The sequence below is a fragment of the Pallidibacillus pasinlerensis genome (genome assembly GCF_009996845.1).
Taxonomy (GTDB): Bacteria; Bacillota; Bacilli; order Bacillales; family Caldibacillaceae; genus Pallidibacillus; species Pallidibacillus pasinlerensis.
Genome location: NZ_JAACYS010000070.1, coordinates 1 through 17,254, shown reverse-complemented (window position 1 = coordinate 17,254; position 17,254 = coordinate 1). Strand labels below are relative to the sequence as shown.

19 protein-coding genes and 1 other annotated feature are annotated in these 17,254 nt (G+C 36.0%); of the genes, 17 read left to right on the top strand and 2 right to left on the bottom strand.

The window, feature by feature from the left end; genetic code table 11:
* The first annotated feature begins 62 nt into the window (after positions 1-62).
* Positions 63-165 (top strand) — a sequence feature (ribosomal protein L21 leader region).
* A 12-nt stretch (positions 166-177) separates the two neighbouring features.
* From rplU to yajC, 14 genes are all read left to right on the top strand, one after another.
* The gene (gene rplU / locus GW534_RS13165) at positions 178-486 is read left to right on the top strand and encodes a 50S ribosomal protein L21 (RefSeq protein WP_161921476.1); all 309 of its coding nucleotides are present in this window, start codon (positions 178-180) and stop codon (positions 484-486) included.
* 11 nt (positions 487-497) lie between these two features.
* Positions 498-830: a ribosomal-processing cysteine protease Prp gene (locus GW534_RS13160; RefSeq protein WP_161921475.1), complete on the top strand. Its 333-nt coding sequence runs from the start codon at positions 498-500 to the stop codon at positions 828-830.
* Between the two features lie 15 nt (positions 831-845).
* Positions 846-1,136 (top strand): 50S ribosomal protein L27, encoded by a 291-nt coding sequence (gene rpmA, locus GW534_RS13155; protein ID WP_161921474.1) that lies wholly within the window; start codon positions 846-848, stop codon positions 1,134-1,136.
* Between the two features lie 202 nt (positions 1,137-1,338).
* Positions 1,339-1,938, top strand: coding sequence for a Spo0B C-terminal domain-containing protein (locus tag GW534_RS13150; protein ID WP_161921473.1), 600 nt, complete (start codon positions 1,339-1,341; stop codon positions 1,936-1,938).
* Positions 1,908-3,200, top strand: coding sequence for a GTPase ObgE (gene obgE, locus GW534_RS13145; RefSeq protein ID WP_161921472.1), 1,293 nt, complete (start codon positions 1,908-1,910; stop codon positions 3,198-3,200). The genes GW534_RS13150 and obgE overlap by 31 nt, the downstream gene beginning before the upstream one ends.
* 235 nt (positions 3,201-3,435) lie before the next feature.
* On the top strand, positions 3,436-4,914 hold the full coding sequence (safA, locus tag GW534_RS13140) for a SafA/ExsA family spore coat assembly protein (RefSeq protein ID WP_161921471.1): 1,479 nt from the start codon (positions 3,436-3,438) through the stop codon (positions 4,912-4,914).
* A gap of 144 nt (positions 4,915-5,058) precedes the next feature.
* The gene (locus tag GW534_RS13135; protein ID WP_161921470.1) at positions 5,059-5,595 is read left to right on the top strand and encodes a BofC C-terminal domain-containing protein; all 537 of its coding nucleotides are present in this window, start codon (positions 5,059-5,061) and stop codon (positions 5,593-5,595) included.
* Between the two features lie 287 nt (positions 5,596-5,882).
* Positions 5,883-6,803, top strand: coding sequence for an HPr(Ser) kinase/phosphatase (hprK, locus tag GW534_RS13130; protein WP_161921469.1), 921 nt, complete (start codon positions 5,883-5,885; stop codon positions 6,801-6,803).
* Between the two features lie 69 nt (positions 6,804-6,872).
* Positions 6,873-7,472 (top strand): Holliday junction branch migration protein RuvA, encoded by a 600-nt coding sequence (gene ruvA / locus GW534_RS13125; protein ID WP_161921468.1) that lies wholly within the window; start codon positions 6,873-6,875, stop codon positions 7,470-7,472.
* A 13-nt stretch (positions 7,473-7,485) separates the two neighbouring features.
* Positions 7,486-8,487, top strand: coding sequence for a Holliday junction branch migration DNA helicase RuvB (ruvB, locus tag GW534_RS13120; protein WP_161921467.1), 1,002 nt, complete (start codon positions 7,486-7,488; stop codon positions 8,485-8,487).
* On the top strand, positions 8,484-8,690 hold the full coding sequence (locus GW534_RS13115; RefSeq protein WP_161921466.1) for a DUF2905 domain-containing protein: 207 nt from the start codon (positions 8,484-8,486) through the stop codon (positions 8,688-8,690). Before ruvB ends, GW534_RS13115 begins: the two co-directional genes overlap by 4 nt.
* A gap of 14 nt (positions 8,691-8,704) precedes the next feature.
* The gene (gene queA, locus GW534_RS13110; protein ID WP_161921465.1) at positions 8,705-9,733 is read left to right on the top strand and encodes a tRNA preQ1(34) S-adenosylmethionine ribosyltransferase-isomerase QueA; all 1,029 of its coding nucleotides are present in this window, start codon (positions 8,705-8,707) and stop codon (positions 9,731-9,733) included.
* A gap of 151 nt (positions 9,734-9,884) precedes the next feature.
* A complete protein-coding gene (gene tgt, locus GW534_RS13105; protein WP_161921464.1) occupies positions 9,885-11,024 on the top strand; it encodes a tRNA guanosine(34) transglycosylase Tgt in 1,140 nt (379 codons plus the stop codon).
* Positions 11,025-11,070: 46 nt separating this feature from the next.
* Positions 11,071-11,316, top strand: a complete 246-nt coding sequence (gene yajC / locus GW534_RS13100) for a preprotein translocase subunit YajC (RefSeq protein WP_161921477.1) — start codon at positions 11,071-11,073, stop codon at positions 11,314-11,316.
* A gap of 53 nt (positions 11,317-11,369) precedes the next feature.
* On the opposite strand, the gene GW534_RS13095 is transcribed toward yajC, so the two are convergent.
* Entirely contained in the window at positions 11,370-11,756 is a 387-nt protein-coding gene (locus GW534_RS13095) for a TIGR04086 family membrane protein (protein ID WP_161921463.1), read from the bottom strand.
* A gap of 242 nt (positions 11,757-11,998) precedes the next feature.
* On the opposite strand from GW534_RS13095, the gene GW534_RS13090 reads away from it, so the two are divergent.
* Positions 11,999-12,643: a DUF421 domain-containing protein gene (locus GW534_RS13090; protein WP_161921462.1), complete on the top strand. Its 645-nt coding sequence runs from the start codon at positions 11,999-12,001 to the stop codon at positions 12,641-12,643.
* Positions 12,644-12,710: 67 nt separating this feature from the next.
* Here the strand turns inward: GW534_RS13090 and spoVB are convergent, their stop codons facing one another.
* The gene (gene spoVB / locus GW534_RS13085) at positions 12,711-14,267 is read right to left on the bottom strand and encodes a stage V sporulation protein B (protein ID WP_161921461.1); all 1,557 of its coding nucleotides are present in this window, start codon (positions 14,265-14,267) and stop codon (positions 12,711-12,713) included.
* Positions 14,268-14,464: 197 nt separating this feature from the next.
* Between spoVB and GW534_RS13080 the strand changes: the two genes are divergently transcribed.
* Both GW534_RS13080 and secDF read left to right on the top strand, forming a co-directional pair.
* On the top strand, positions 14,465-14,770 hold the full coding sequence (locus GW534_RS13080) for a post-transcriptional regulator (RefSeq protein WP_161921460.1): 306 nt from the start codon (positions 14,465-14,467) through the stop codon (positions 14,768-14,770).
* Between the two features lie 204 nt (positions 14,771-14,974).
* Complete coding sequence (secDF, locus tag GW534_RS13075) at positions 14,975-17,239, top strand: protein translocase subunit SecDF (RefSeq protein WP_161921459.1); 2,265 nt, start codon at positions 14,975-14,977, stop codon at positions 17,237-17,239.
* The last annotated feature ends 15 nt before the right edge of the window (positions 17,240-17,254 follow it).

Sequence of the window (17,254 nt, the reverse complement as noted above, 5' to 3'; positions counted from 1 at the left end):
TTCAAAACATTTATTGACATCTCATTCTTAAATATGGTAAAATTCATTTGTTGTTTGTAGCACCCGTGCTACAACCGCTCGTATTAGGTTTAAGATTTTGGCTAGGTAGCGCAATGCAATGCCAAGATGCCAAAACACCGACTTACGGCGAGTCTTAGATTATGAGGAGGTGCAATTATGTACGCAATTATCGAAACAGGTGGTAAACAACTTAAAGTTGAAGAAGGCCAAGTAATTTACGTTGAAAAATTAGACGTTGCTGATGGCGAAACAGTTACTTTTGATAAAGTATTGTTCGTAGGTGGCGATAACGTAAAAGTAGGTGCTCCTTACGTTGAAGGTGCAACTGTTACTGGTAAAGTTGAAAAACACGGTAAACAAAAGAAAATCATTGTTTACAAATACAAACCTAAAAAGAACTACCACAAAAAACAAGGTCATCGTCAGCCATACACTAAAGTAGTTATTGAAAAAATTCAAGGCTAAGGCGAGAAACGATGATAAACGTAACAATCGTTAGAAAAAGCGATGGACAAATTAGCTCCTTCACTGTTGAAGGACATGCTAATTTTGACAAGTACGGTTCTGATATTGTTTGTGCAGGTGTATCAGCAGTTACCTTTGGTGCGATCAATGCGGTTGAAGCCCTAACCGACTGTATCCCAACAGTGGAACAAGGCGGAGAAGGCGGATATTTGCATTGTGAATTACCAGATGACTTATCTGCTGAAGTGGAAGAAAAAGTACAACTTCTTCTTTCGGGAATGCTTGTATCATTACAAACGATTGAAGAAAGTTATGGCGATTATATAAAAATAACCTTCAAATAGCGGGAGGTGGAATGAATGTTAAGACTAGATCTTCAGTTCTTCGCGTCTAAAAAAGGGGTAGGTTCTACAAAGAACGGTCGTGACTCTATTGCGAAACGTCTTGGTGCTAAACGTGCAGACGGTCAATTCGTAACTAGCGGTTCTATCCTTTACCGTCAACGTGGTACAAAAATCTACCCAGGTGAAAACGTAAAACGAGGTGGCGACGATACATTGTTTGCAACTACAGACGGTATCGTACGATTCGAACGTTTTGGACGTGACCGTAAAAAAGTTAGTGTTTACCCAGTAGCACAAGAAGCGTAAGTAATTGCTTATCTTGTAAAAAAACTCTAGCCAACTTTGGTTAGAGTTTTTTTGTCATTATAGATATTGCACACAATTTGTCATCTTACATCATCTTACATCAACCTTTCCAAGTTCTCGCAAATTATGCAAAAAGTGTCAATTTCATAAACTACATATGTTATACTATACCCGTGAAAAGCGAATAAATGGGGAGTAAGATATGAAAAAATGGGAGCCAATTGAATTATTACGTCATGCACGTCATGACTGGTTAAATCATTTGCAATTAATTAAAGGTTATCATGCATTGGGGCAAGCTGAGAGAGTGAATGAAATAATTGACCAAATCATTCAATTAGCGAGTCAAGAAAGCAAACTTTCTTCAATAAATATGCCAAATCTTGCATTATTGTTGATCACATATAACTGGGAAAGTCCTTCATTTATTTTAAATTATGAAGTGATTGGTGAAGGTAAAATAATAAATGTAAATGATCGATTAATTACGCATTGGTTTGAAACATTTTTTTCAACATTAAATGATGTAACGGTTGATTATGAAGATAATGAATTAAGTGTCACACTTCAGGTAAGTCAAGAAAATGTAAGTTTCATTATTGAATTTTATGGCATACTAAAAGAAATTGAACGGATTGAAAACTTTTTACAAGAAGAAAATAAAGCTTGTAAAGTGGAAAATATAAATATGAATGAAGAAGCTTTTTCCTTTGAATTAAATCCTATTAAATTAAGGGATAAGGAAAGCACAACGGAAGGAGAAAGACAAAAATGTTTGTCGATCAAGTCAAGATATATGTAAAAGGTGGCGATGGTGGCAATGGTATGGTCGCTTTTCGTCGGGAAAAGTACGTTGATAAAGGCGGTCCTGCCGGTGGTAACGGAGGAAAAGGAGCGGACGTTGTTTTTGAGGTAGATGAAGGTCTACGAACGTTAATGGATTTCCGATACCAACGCCATTTTAAAGCCCCACGTGGTGAAAATGGAAAACCGAAAAGTCAACACGGTCGCGGAGCAAAAGATTTAGTTGTAAAAGTTCCTCCCGGTACGGTTGTTAAAGATGAAGATACTGGCGAAATTATTGCTGACTTAGTCCGTCACGGTGAACGGGCTGTTATTGCAAGAGGTGGACGCGGTGGTAGAGGTAACATTATGTTTGCTACCCCAAGAAACCCCGCTCCAGAAATTGCTGAAAATGGTGAACCTGGTCAAGAACGTTATATTGTAATGGAGTTAAAATTGCTCGCTGATGTCGGATTAGTTGGGTTCCCTAGTGTAGGTAAATCCACACTGTTATCCATCGTAACGAGTGCGAAACCAAAAATTGCCGACTATCATTTTACAACCCTTGTACCGAATTTAGGAGTTGTCCAAACGGATGATGGGCGTAGTTTTGTTATGGCGGATTTACCGGGACTAATTGAAGGTGCCCACCAAGGTGCTGGACTCGGACTTCAATTTTTACGCCATATTGAACGTACACGGGTTATTATTCATGTAATTGATATGGGAGCTGTTGAAGGTCGCGACCCGTATGAAGACTTTGTAACAATTAATAATGAGTTAAGTGAGTATAATATGAGATTAACGGAACGACCAATGATTATAGCAGCGAATAAAATGGATATGCCGGATGCGGAAGAAAACTTGAAGAAATTTAAAGAAAAATTGGATCAAGATATTCCGATATTCCCAATCTCCGCAGCGACAAGACAAGGTATTCGTGAATTATTATTCGCTGTTGCAGATACGTTAGAGAATACGCCAGAATTTCCATTGCATAAGGAAGAGGAAGAAGCTGGTGCAATTAATCGGGTCGTATACAAATTTGAAAAAGAAGAAGAGGATTTCAGAATTACCCGGGATCCAGATGGTGCTTACGTTTTAAGTGGCGAGAAAATCGAAAAGCTATTTAAGATGACTGATTTCTCACGTGATGAATCTGTACGTCGTTTTTCACGTCAATTACGTCATATGGGTGTTGATGAAGCCTTACGTGAGCGTGGTGCACAAGATGGCGACACTGTTCGCTTATTAGATTTTGAATTTGAATTTATTGAATAAAAGTAGCTAAGAGATAAGGACGTCCGAATGCAAACGGATTGTCCTTTTTTATTTTGAAAAAAACAGCAAATTATAGGAATAGAAAAAGTATTGTCAAATCAAGTGTTTTCTCCTTCTTTCTCCTCACTAATCCACATAAATTCCCATTTTTAATCATAAGTTTTTACGAGAATGGTTAGCAATTTGCCCACTCTTTCATACAATATGAACGACAGAAAAATAGGAGGGAAATTGAGTGAGGATTCATATTGTCCAAAAGGGAGATACGCTTTGGAAAATTGCCCAAAAATACGGAGTCGATTTTGAACAATTAAAAAGCATGAATACACATTTATCAAACCCTGATGTCATTATGCCAGGTATGAAAATTAAAGTTCCGACAAGTAGCGAATCAGTAAAAAAAGAAACGCCTATAAAAGAACAGCCAATTACACAACAGCCTTTTAAACAAAAAGAAACACCGACAAAGCCTGTTCAACAACCAGTAAAAGAACAACCGAAGGAGATTATTAAAGAGGTACCGAAACCAGTGAAAAAAGAAATACCAAATCCAATTTATATGCCAAAGCCACCACAGCCAATTATGCCAGAGATTGATATAAACAATTATTATTTATTAAATATGCAAAAAATGAACATCGAACAACAACAACCTGCACCACAACCAATACAACCAGTTAAAGAAATGCCAGAACTACCACAACTACAAGAAATTCCAAAGGAAGAACCGATAGAAGAAGAGCCAGTAAAAGAAGAACCAATTGTTCAACAACAGCCGGTACAGCCACAAATGTATATTCAACCAATGCCATGCCCACCATGTTATCCGATAACACCAGTACTTCCTGGTTCAGGAATGCCTTGTATGCCAATGCCTTGCTATCCAATCGGATTTCCGCATGGTGGATGGGGCGGCTATCAACCAGCAATGACGTTGCCAGCAACATGGGGTTATCCACAAATGACGCAACCACAAATGGGCACATACGGTCAAATGGGTCAGAATATGCAGGAGTTTGATCAATCCATGATGGGTCAGCAAATGCCGGCGAGTATGGATCAATCCACGATGGGTCAACAAATGCCAATGGATTTTAATGCTGGGATGATGTCACAACAAATGCCTGGAACTGATATGAATGATCCAACAATGTGGCAACAGCAGCAAAGTCCAATGAATACTACACAAATGTATAATGATGACAATCAAGATTTTGATGATGATTATAACAATGATTTCGATACTGTCCAATTGCCACTTTCACCAGTACAAGGTGTACAGGATATGAACCCAGGTGCAAACCAACCAGCAATGGAGCAATGGAGTCAGCAACTTATGTATCCAACAATGCCGCAACAAATGACTACTCCAATGATGCAACCACACTATCCAATGTCTTACCAAATGCCAATGATGCCTCAACAGGATTGCGGTTGTGGTTCAAATCAACTAATTGGAACTTTTGGACCAGATACAACCCATCCGTCACATTTACATTTCCCGGCTGGAAGTTACCCAACAGCAGATATGTGGAGCGGAGCAAATATGCCGCAATCGCAAGAAATGATGGATATGTCACAATATTACCAACCACAACAACAAATGTACGGTCCAACACCATTCCACGGCACAATGCCATACGGCCAAGGGATGGATATAAATTATCCATTTAATCAATATCGACCTGAAGACGATTTTGAAGATGATGAATAAAAATTAATAAAACGAAAAATGATAAGCAAGTGATGAAGAGCAACCGTTTCTTCCACTTGCTTTTTAATTTTTTTGCGTTTTATTTTTACATAATAGGAAAAATTAATAGTGGTAAATAAAAACAACATGAGGGTGAGAAAACAGATGAAGATTCGAATATTTATTATGCTTGTCCTCACCATCCTAGCAATTTTAGAACTATTTATTTTTAATAAAGGAACAATTAACATAGTCCATGCTGAACAAATAACGAATAACGACATTCAGCAACAAGACGAATTGCAAACAATATTACAATTGTTTTATTTAGATGGTGAAGTTACAAGTGAAATGATTAGAGAAGATGTTAACGACATAGAACAATTATGGGATGAATACAAAGATTGGAAATTAGTAGAAATTAATGTAGACCATATTATTTTTCAAAAAAAGAGTAATGATATATTACCAGTTTTGCAAGCGAATGGCTATTTTGGTTTAACAGAAGAAGGAATTTTAACTGTTTTTCAAGGTAAACCAGGAGAAAACAACGTTATTAAATCATTCCACGAAATTGACTTAGATAGATTAAATAGAATACAAAAAGAGCAATTAAAAAAGGGGATTCCATTTCAGACGATGGAAAATTTTCATGATCTATATAATACGTTTAAACAATATCGCCAAACATCCGTTCATTAACCAACAATATCCTCAAGAATTTATTGCACTATGTAACCTAATGTGAATAGGTTATTTAGTGCATTTTTTTATTTGTTGATTAAGGAGTTACTTTTTTGCAAAAGATAGTATATTCTTTAATACTTCGAAAAGCATTTTTAATATGGTACAATGGTTTAAGTTGAGTGGACGAATAGTAGTATATAAAAATACATACATATTTAGATAAAAGATTTATCAACTTATACCTCGAAATTCCTCTGAAACTATAACATAAATCCAATTTGTATGGGAAAGGACAATGTAAAATGAAATATATTACAGTAGAAAATCTGGTGAAAACTTTTTTACTAGAAGTACTCGCTGGTGAAAAAAGTTTAGATCGAAAAATTACGAAAAGGCGTACTCATAGACCAGGGCTAGAGTTTACTGGGTACTTTGAATATTTCCCTCAAGAACGCATTCAAATTTTAGGTAAAAAAGAAATTACATACTTACATCAATTAAGTCACGAAGAAAGAAGTACAAGAATCGGTAATGTCGTAAAATATCATCCGCCTTGCTTTATTGTAACGAGCGGACAAAAAGGTTTGCAATATTTAACCCAATTTTGTCAACAAGAAGGAATTCCTTTATTACGAACAAATGAGATGAGTTCGGAATTCATCGATAAGTTAAATGGTTATTTACGGAATAAATTAGCACCAGAAGTAACAGTTCATGGTGTTTGCATGAATGTATTCGGACTTGGGATCTTAATTCGTGGGGCTTCTGGTATCGGTAAAAGTGAAACAGCCCACACACTTCTTGGGAAAGGTCATCGTCTTATAGCCGATGATATTGTTGTATTGAAAAAAATTAACTCAAAAACAATTCTTGGTACCCATAATGAAGTGAATAAAGAATTTCTTGCTTTACGAAGTATCGGTTTATTAAATATTGTTCGTACGTTTGGTCGGAAATCTTTCCAAGAAGAAACGAGAATTGCCCTTGATATCGAACTGACGAAATGGGAAGAAAAGGAATTAAATAATGATTTAATTATTGAAGAGAAATATACCGAATATTTAGGTGTGAAAATTCCTCACGTACAAATTCAAGTGCAACCTGGACGGGATCTGGCAGGATTAATTGAAGCGGCAGCGAATAACTGGTATTTAATGAATTCCGGGTATAGTGCAGCGGATGAATTTTTCGAAAGAATAGAAAAGAAAATGCAGAGAAAATAGCCTATAAAATTGACAAACATAGTATGGTAAAATGATAGCTGATAGCTATAGAAGGAGAGAGAGAAAACTTTGTACGAATATATTATTGGTACGATTGAATATGTAAGTCCGCAATATATTGTTGTGGAAAATAATGGGATAGGTTATCAAATTTATACACCGAATCCATACGTTTTTAATATGGACGGGGAAAAGCAAAAAGTTTATACGTATTTACATGTACGGGAAGATGCACAATTTTTATATGGATTTAAAAATCTAGAAACGAAGGAATTTTTCATAAAACTAATCAATGTTTCTGGGATTGGTCCAAAAGGTGCGCTGGCGATTTTAGCCTCTGGTGAACCAAATACGATTGCCCATGCGATTGAAGAGGAAAATTATAAGTTTTTAACGACATTCCCTGGTGTTGGAAAGAAAACAGCCCAACAAATTATTTTAGACTTGAAAGGGAAATTACACGAGTTTCTTACTGATTTTCCTGACGAATCTATTACGACTAGCAAAAATGTTGAGAAAAATAAAGAGTTAGAGGAAGCTTTACTTGCTCTAGAAGCTCTCGGATTTTCAACAAGAGAAATTAATCGAATTAAAAATACATTAGCAAAAGAAAAACTAACAACGAATGAATATATTAAATTAGCATTAAAAAAATTATCAAATAGCTAGAGGGGGGATTTAAATGTCGGAACGATTTATATCTGAAGAGGCAGATTCAGAAGATTTATCATTAGAACAACATTTACGCCCCCATACTTTTGAGCAATATATTGGTCAAGAACAAGTTAAAAATAATTTAAAAATCTTTATTGAAGCGGCTAAAATGAGACAGGAAACGTTGGACCATGTTTTGTTATATGGACCTCCTGGATTAGGAAAAACGACGCTTGCGCAAATTATTGCAAATGAAATGGGAGGAAGTCTTAAAACGACATCTGGACCGGCTATTGAACGACCTGGTGATTTAGCGGCGGTTTTAACGAGTGTTGAACCTGGGGACGTTTTATTTATTGATGAAATTCATCGACTTCCACGCTCGATTGAAGAAGTGCTCTATCCCGCGATGGAAGACTTTTGTCTTGATATCGTCATTGGTAAAGGGCCAAGTGCTCGGTCCATTCGTCTAGATTTACCACCTTTCACCCTTGTAGGGGCAACAACGCGTGCAGGTGCTTTATCAGCGCCATTACGGGACCGTTTCGGTGTGTTAAGCCGATTAGAATATTATAAAACCGATGAATTGAAAGAAATTGTGTTACGTACCGCACAAGTGTTAGATACAGAAATAGAAGAAACGGCTGCCCGTGAAATTGCTCTACGTTCCCGTGGGACACCACGAATTGCAAATCGACTCCTAAAACGAGTACGAGATTTTGCCCAAGTGAAAGGGGATGGTACAGTTACCTTTGAACTTTCTACTGAAGCCCTTGATTTAATGCAAGTCGACCGTCTCGGTTTAGACCATATTGATCATAAATTCTTAAAAACGATTATTGAAAAATTTAATGGGGGACCGGTCGGACTTGATACGATTGCAGCAACGATCGGGGAAGAAGCGGGTACGATTGAAGATGTATATGAACCGTATTTATTACAAATTGGGTTCATTCAACGGACACCGAGGGGACGAGTTGTCACATATGCAGTTTATGACCATTTTCAAATGGAGGTGCCAGAAAAGTGACCGGCTTTGGTAAAATGTTAATGGTCCTTGGTGGTATCATCTTTGTTGTTGGTTTATTAATGCAATTTACGAAAATTGGGAAATTACCTGGTGATATTGTCGTTGAAAAAGGAAATACAACCTTTTATTTCCCAATTGTAACATGTATAGTATTAAGTATTGTTCTTTCGTTAATATTTTATATTGTAGGTAGATTTAAATAGAAGTTGGTGGAAAAATGAAATTAGACGATTTTGATTTCTCATTGCCTGAACAATTAATTGCCCAAACACCACTTGAAGACCGGTCAAGTAGCCGGTTAATGGTTCTGGATAAACATTCAGGTGAAATTGAGCATCGCACATTTAAAGATATTATTCATTATTTGCATCCTGGTGATTGTTTAGTTTTAAATAACACAAAGGTAATGCCAGCTAGACTTTTCGGGATAAAAGAAGGGACAGGTGCCCATGTTGAAGTTCTTCTATTAAAACAATTAGAAGGAGATCAGTGGGAAACCCTTGTTAAACCGGCAAAAAGAGTAAAGGTTGGTACGGTCATAGATTTTGGCGGAGGAAAATTGAAAGCCGAATGTATCGATATTGTAGAACATGGTGGACGAGTTTTCCAATTTTCTTATGATGGAATTTTTTATGAAATCTTAGATGATCTAGGTGAAATGCCTCTACCACCATATATTCATGAACAATTAGATAATCCGGACCGCTATCAAACGGTCTTTGCAAAAGAAATTGGTTCAGCTGCTGCACCGACAGCGGGTCTTCATTTTACTGAAGAGTTGCTGGAGGAAATACGTGCAAAAGGTATACAAACAGCTTTTGTCACATTACATGTCGGGCTTGGTACTTTTCGTCCTGTAAGTGCTGAAAACATTGAAGAACATGAAATGCACTCGGAATTTTATCAAATGCCTGAAGAAACAGCGCAAAAATTAAATGAAGTTCGTAAAAATGGTGGCCGAATTATTTCTGTCGGTACGACATCGACGAGAACTTTAGAAACAATAGCGAATCGTCATAACGGTTCTTTTGTTGCAGAAAGTGGCTGGACGAATATTTTTATTTATCCAGGATATGAATGGAAAGCAATTGATGGATTAGTTACTAATTTCCATTTACCGAAATCTTCTCTTGTTATGCTCGTGAGTGCGTTGGCGGGACGAGAAAATATTTTACGGGCATATAATACGGCGGTTAAAGAACGGTACCGTTTCTTTAGCTTCGGTGATGCGATGTTTATTCGTTAAAAAATGTTTATAAAATAAATGTTATTTTACTGCAAAAATAAGTTGCATCAAGCTATAGAATAAGAGATAATAATTTGGTGTATATATTTTTCCGGTTTTTTCAAGATAGTTTTAAACTAAAAAGTTTTACAACTGAAAGGGGTAGCAAAATTTGACTGCTATTCGTTATGAATTAATTAAAAAGGACAAGCAAACCGGTGCAAGATTAGGGATTTTACATACTCCTCATGGCTCTTATGAAACTCCGATGTTTATGCCTGTTGGAACTCTTGCAACAGTAAAAACAATGTCTCCGGAAGAACTAAAAGAAATGGGTGCCGGTGTTATTTTAAGTAATACATATCATTTATGGTTACGTCCAGGTCATGAGATCGTTCGTGAAGCTGGTGGACTACATAAATTTATGAATTGGGATCAAGCAATTCTTACCGATTCTGGTGGATTCCAAGTGTTTAGTTTAAGTAAGTTCCGTAAAATTGAAGAAGAAGGTGTTCATTTCCGGAACCATTTAAGTGGTGAGAAACTATTCCTATCACCTGAAAAAGCGACGGAAATTCAAAATGCTCTCGGTGCGGATATAATGATGGCATTCGATGAGTGTCCACCTTTTGATGCGGAATACAATTATATGAAACAATCCGTGGAGCGTACATCCCGTTGGGCAGAACGTTGCTTAAAAGCCCATAGTAGACCGCATGATCAAGCTCTATTCGGTATCGTTCAAGGTGGCGGAAATGAAGACTTACGCAAGCAAAGTGCACGGGATTTAATTTCGCTTGATTTCCCTGGCTATGCGGTCGGTGGTTTATCCGTTGGTGAGCCGAAGGAAGATATGAATCGGGTGTTAGACTTTACAACTCCATTACTACCTGAAAATAAACCTCGTTATTTAATGGGAGTTGGTTCGCCGGATTCATTAATTGACGGTGCGATTCGTGGTATTGATATGTTTGACTGTGTGTTACCGACTCGGATTGCAAGAAATGGAACTTGTATGACGTCAACGGGTCGACTTGTTGTTAAAAACGCGAAATATGCTCGTGATTTCAGACCACTTGATGAAAATTGCGATTGCTACACTTGTCGTAATTATAGCCGTGCATATATCCGTCATTTGATTCATACAAATGAAATTTTCGGATTTAGACTTTGTACTTATCATAATCTCCATTTTCTGATAAAATTGATGGAGCAAATACGTCAAGCGATTCGTGAAGACCGCTTGCAAGATTTCCGTGATGAATTTTTTGAACAATACGGATTTAATAAACCAAATGCAAAAAACTTTTAATTTTAAGGGGGTGAAATAAGTGAGTCAATCAGCATACAGTATTATTATGCTTATTGTCATGTTTGCGATTTTCTATTTCCTATTAATTCGTCCGCAACAAAAACAACAGAAAAAAATCCGCCAAATGCAAGCAAGTCTTGAAAAAGGAGACAAAGTTGTAACAATTGGTGGTTTACACGGTTACATCGATGCGCTTGACGAAGGTACTGTCGTAATTAAGTGTGGTGATGGTAGCCGTCTTACATATGAGCGTGGCGCAATTCGTGACGTTTTAGAAAAAGCAAATGATTAAGCAATAAAAAGGAGACGATAAAAATCGTCTCCTTTTATAACCATTTTTAAATATCACTCTCTCGTTGGACTATTAAACATATTAACCCCTAAAATTCCACCCATAATTGCCGTTAATGTAAAACAAACATAATAGATAAGTTGCTGCGTTGAAAAAATCGTATCATAGCCTAAATATTGGAAAAGGAAATTAATAACTGTATAAAGCAGACCTGTTAGTCCTCCTAATAGCCAACCTTTTTCCCGAACCCGTCCTCCTGCCACGAGTCCACCCATAAATAATGCGATAAAAGAGATGATTGTAATAATTAAACTTAATTGATCTTCTTGGGCGGAAGTAAACTTTAAAATTAAGGAAAATATTAAACTGAAAATTGCTGCTACAACGTAAATGACACCTAAACCAATCAATACAGAACTTGATACTCTTCTTGCATCCATATCCTCTCCCCCTAAACCCACTCTTTATATAAAAAGTTTTTAACCCATTAAATTGAGAAACATATTACGAGGCTTTTCCCATTACAGTACAAGCATATTCACGTGGACTAAAATTTAGAATAAAAAATTATGAAAGAGGTTCACAGACAATTGAAAATCAAGGTCTTTGTTCTTGATTCATAGTTTTAGAATTAAATTGCTATTTCAAGGGAAACTAAGGATTAGAATAGGAGGAGTTTTTGTTGGAAATTTACGGAACAATTCTTTTACGGACAATCATTTTATACGTTGTCATAATTATTACATTCCGTTTAATGGGTAAAAGAGAGATTGGCGAGTTAGGCATTGTTGACCTTGTTGTTTTTGTTATGATTGCTGAGATAGCTGCTATAGCTATTGAAAATTATAATGAGTCTTTTAGCCAGTATCTCATTCCTATATTTTTACTCGTCATTCTTCAAGTGATATTTTCTTTCATTTCTTTAAAAAGTCGGAAGTTTCGCAAGTTAGTTGATGGAGAACCATCGATGATAATTAAAAGAGGTAAAATTGATGAAAAAGAAATGAAAAGACAACGCTATAATTTTGACGATTTAATGATGCAACTACGGGAAAAAGATATTCGAAATATTAAAGATGTAGAATATGCGATCTTAGAACCTACGGGGAAATTGTCGGTGTTTAAATATGAAAATGAAACAGGATTTACAATACCACTCATTTTAGAAGGAAAAATTCAAAATGATAAATTGCGAGAATTAAATTTATCGGAAGAATGGCTATACAATGAATTAGCTAAAAAAAATATTATTGATATAAATAAAATTTCGTTCTGTAGTTATCAAAATGGGGAGTTATATATCGACTTTATAGATGAAACAAAATGAAACTAAATAAAGTACTTGACTAGGGGTAAGAAAGGGGTTGACTCGTTGTACAACCCCAAGACTACATCTAAACTTGCCCCTTTGGTGGAAAAATTAATGTTGTTATCTTTTGTAAGTCCCTTAATTTCACAATTTTAAATAACAATGCTAGTAAAATGTACACAACTGCCATTGTAAGTGCGGTTATGAATACAGCAAATGAAATCGAAACATATTCTGTGAAAAATGTATATAAGTTCTTACCTAGTAAGCCAGATAATACTGTAACACCAATAATCTTTAAATAAAATGTTAGGTAAAAAGTTAATGGGATGACTTTTAATATTGTAGCGTAGTGTAATAAACTTACAAGCATAAAGCCGACGATAATCCCAATGGCCACGCCATTGATTCCGAAGTTCGGATTTGATGCAAGGGTAAATATGATTACTAGTTTAACTACGGCTCCGATTAAACTATTAATCATGGCTGAACTTGCTAAATCTAACGCTTGTAACACGGCTTGTAGCGGCGATTGGAGATAACTTAATAATATAAAAGGAGCAATAATTTTAATGAACAAAACACCACTCGTTGAATTATAAAGAATCGACATTAACGGTTCAGCTAAAATGTATAAAATGATAACTGGTAATGCTCCGGTAAGAATACAAAACTTTATCGCTTGTTGAATTCGTTTTTCTACTGATGCATAATTTTTAACTGAAACTGCCTCAGAAATAGCGGGAACAAGGGCTGTACTTAAGGCAAAGGTAACAAAGGACGGGAGTAGTAATAACGGCATAGCAAGTCCCGTTAAAGCCCCGTATTGTTTCGTTGCCATAACTGCAGACACACCGGCAATTGCTAAAGCTTGTGTTACAACAATCGGTTCTAAAAACCAAGATACAGATCCAATCATGCGACTGCCAGTAGTCGGTATCGCAATCGTCATTAAATCTTTAAATACAGACCGGGTTTTCGTTAAACTTTTGAAAAAGTTTTTCCGCAAAGGAAAAGCTTTTCTAATTTTAAACATCGTTACTAAATAAATAAATGATACTAATTCGCCGATGATTGTTGCAATCATGACCGCTGCTGCTGCATATTCAATTCCATAAGGTAAGGCGATTCTAGTTAAAATGGCAATGAAAGCAATTCGAATTAGTTGTTCAATTAACTGTGAAAAAGCAGATGGCTTCATGTTTTGTTTTCCTTGAAAATATCCACGGATAACAGAACTTACCGCCACAATCGGAATTACCGGTGCAATAGCAATAATAGGATAAATAATCCGTTCATCGGTAAAAATAGTGCCGGCAAGTAAAGGTGCTCCGAAAAATAATAACGGCGTAAAAATAATGGAAAGTGTGAGAGTGGTCATGAGAGAAACGACTAGGATTTTTTTTACTTTTGCTGTATCTCCTAATGCTTCTGCTTCAGCGACTCGTTTAGAAATTGCGACAGGAAGCCCGATTTGGGTTAGGGTCACTACTAATATAAACGTTGGATAAGCCATCATATATAGCCCGACACCTTCTTCGCCAATAAAGCGGGCTATTAAAATACGATTGATAAAACCTAAAACTCTTGTAATTAATCCAGTAAATAGAAGGATTAACGTTCCCTTTAAAAATTTTGACATTTATTTCCCAGCCTTCTCAAATCCGTATTTTTCCTTTACAATGATATATATGCGATTAGTTGGACAAACCATGACTAATTTTGTTTGAAAAGACTGACAATAATAGGTTGGTGTCAACAAAAAGCGCACATACTTATGGTGAAAATATAGTCTATTTGCATAAGAATATATTTCTATTAAGGAGGATTAGGACGATAATGGAGCACCCTTATAACAAATTTCGTTCCGAGCTGGAAATAGTATTACGATCGAAAATAGATGAATTTGCATTGTATAACTATTACGAAATGACAACGGATCGTTTATGGGAGTTTTTACTTACGAGAAAGTGGAGAAAACCTAAGGATGATATCCATTTATATGAGCTTGTAAGTGATATTCTTTCGTTGAAAGTTAGTGATTTTATGACTTTCCAAACTGTTGAACATTTGAAAGGACCGGATTGGTTTTCAGAGGAAGGGATGGAAGATTTACTAGCGTTGTTAAAGCCTAAAAAAAATTGACAGTGTTATAAAGCTGTTTCATAATGAAATTATTGATTCCTGACAAGCTAATATAAGAAAGTCTTTATTTTTTTTGCTTGCATACAGGAAGGTTTTTACTTTTTTGGATTAAAATGTGAAGACGTGTCAAAAGTGATAGTTAGATAGTAGGCTAATTTTTAAAACTTTTTCATCTGAGGGGTGTTCTCTTTAAGGAGGATTTATATGGTTAAAAAGAATCGAATTATTTCATTTGTACTTATTATTTTTGTCTTTGCTACTTTAATTGGCTTAACAACAAGAAACATTATTAGTGATTTAAAACTTGGTCTTGATCTTCAAGGCGGTTTTGAAGTTTTATATGAAGTTAGTCCTTTAAATGAAAGCGATAAAATTACAAGTGACACTTTAGCTAGTACAGCTGATGCACTAGACCGCAGGATTAATGCGCTCGGTGTAAGTGAACCAAGAATTGAGACGGAAGAAGGAAACCGAATTCGGGTTCAACTGGCTGGTGTAGAGGATCAACAACAAGCAAGAGAGATGTTATCTACTACGGCGGAATTAACTTTCCGTGATGCTAATGATAAAGTGTTATTAAATGGGTCTGATCTTGTTGAAGGTGGGGCTAAACAAGCCTTTGACCAAGCGAATAGACCTATTGTTACGTTACAGTTAAAAGATGCTAGTAAATTTGCGGATGCAACGAAACATGTGTTAAAACAACCAAACAATGTAATGGTTATATGGTTAGACTTTATTGAAGGTGAAGATTCTTTTGCCGAAGAAGTAACGAAGGAAAATCCGAAATTTATTTCAGCACCTGGGGTAACGGAGGTCATTCATAGTACGGAAGTTCAAATTACAGGAAATTTCACGGTAGAAGAAGCGCAAAACTTAGCAAGTCTATTAAATGCAGGTTCTTTACCAGTTAAATTGACTGAAATTTATTCCACTTCTGTCGGCGCCCAATTCGGGGTTGATGCATTACAAAAAACAGTTATTGCAGGTCTTATCGGTATTGCAGCAATTTATTTATTCTTATTAGTATTTTACCGTTTACCAGGTTTAGTTGCCGTTCTTGCATTAACGGTATACATATGGTTAGTATTATTTGTTTATGAAGGATTGAATGCGGTCCTGACACTTCCAGGTATCGCCGCGTTAGTATTAGGGATTGGTATGGCAATCGACGCCAATATTATTTCCTATGAACGATTGAAGGAAGAATTACGAGTTGGTCGCTCACTTCAAGCAGCCTTCAAAGAGGCAAACAAAACTTCCTTTATTACAATTTTTGACGCACAAATTACGACATTGATTGGAGCCGTTGTTTTATATGTATATGGAGAAAGCTCCATTAAAGGCTTTGCAACAATGTTAATTGTTAGTATCTTACTGAGCTTTATTACAAACGTATATTTATCACGTTTCTTACTAGGCCTTCTTGTAAATAGTCATCTGTTTGATGGTAAAATACGTTTATTCAATGTCAAACCATCTCAAATTCATGAACTTAAAGAAGGTCTTGAAACAACGGATTTAACAACCCGTTTTGATAAAATCGATTTTGTAAAACATAAATCGAAATACTTTGGAGCATCAGGCTCACTCCTATTATTAGGGCTGATTTTACTAGTTGTTTTCAAATTGAACTTGTCTATTGACTTTACAAGTGGAACAAGAATTGAAATTATGTCTGATGACGGATTAACTACCGAAGAAGTAAAAAGTGAATTAGCTCAATTTGAAATTGAAACCGATGATATTGTTATTTCTGGTGATGATGGTGAACGAGCTACTGCCCGTTATAAAGGTGTATTAGAAAAAGACGAAGTTAACGAAATGAAAGAATACTTCTTTGAAAAATACGGTGTTGATCCAAATATTAGTGTAGTTACACCAACGGTCGGTAAAGAAATTGCGAAAAACGGTATTATGGCCGTTGCGATTGCTTTAATCGGTATCATTATTTATATCGCTATACGATTCGAATGGAGGATGGGCTTAGCGGCTGTATTAGCATTAGTGCACGATGCATTCTTTATGGTCGCTATATTCAGTATTACCCGTTTAGAAGTTGACTTGAACTTTATTGCCGCTGTTTTAACGGTGATTGGTTTCTCCTTAAATGATACAATCGTTACCTTTGACCGTATGCGTGATCATTTACGCAAACATAAGAAAATTCGTGAATTTCATGTTTTAGAAGATGTCGTAAACAAATCATTACGTCAAGTGATGACGCGTTCTATAAATACATCCTTATCTACTCTACTACCGGTTGTTTTCTTACTGTTGTTAGGTAGTGAAGCAATCTGGAACTTCTCATTAGCTATGTTTGTCGGTTTAATGGTTGGTGTTTATTCTTCCATTTTCATTGCCGCCCAATTATGGCTAGTATGGAAAGGAAAAGAATTGAAGAAAAAAGGTGTATTAATTACGTATAAAGAAAAGAAAAAATATGCTGGCGACGAGCCACAAGTTTAATAATGCATATTTCAA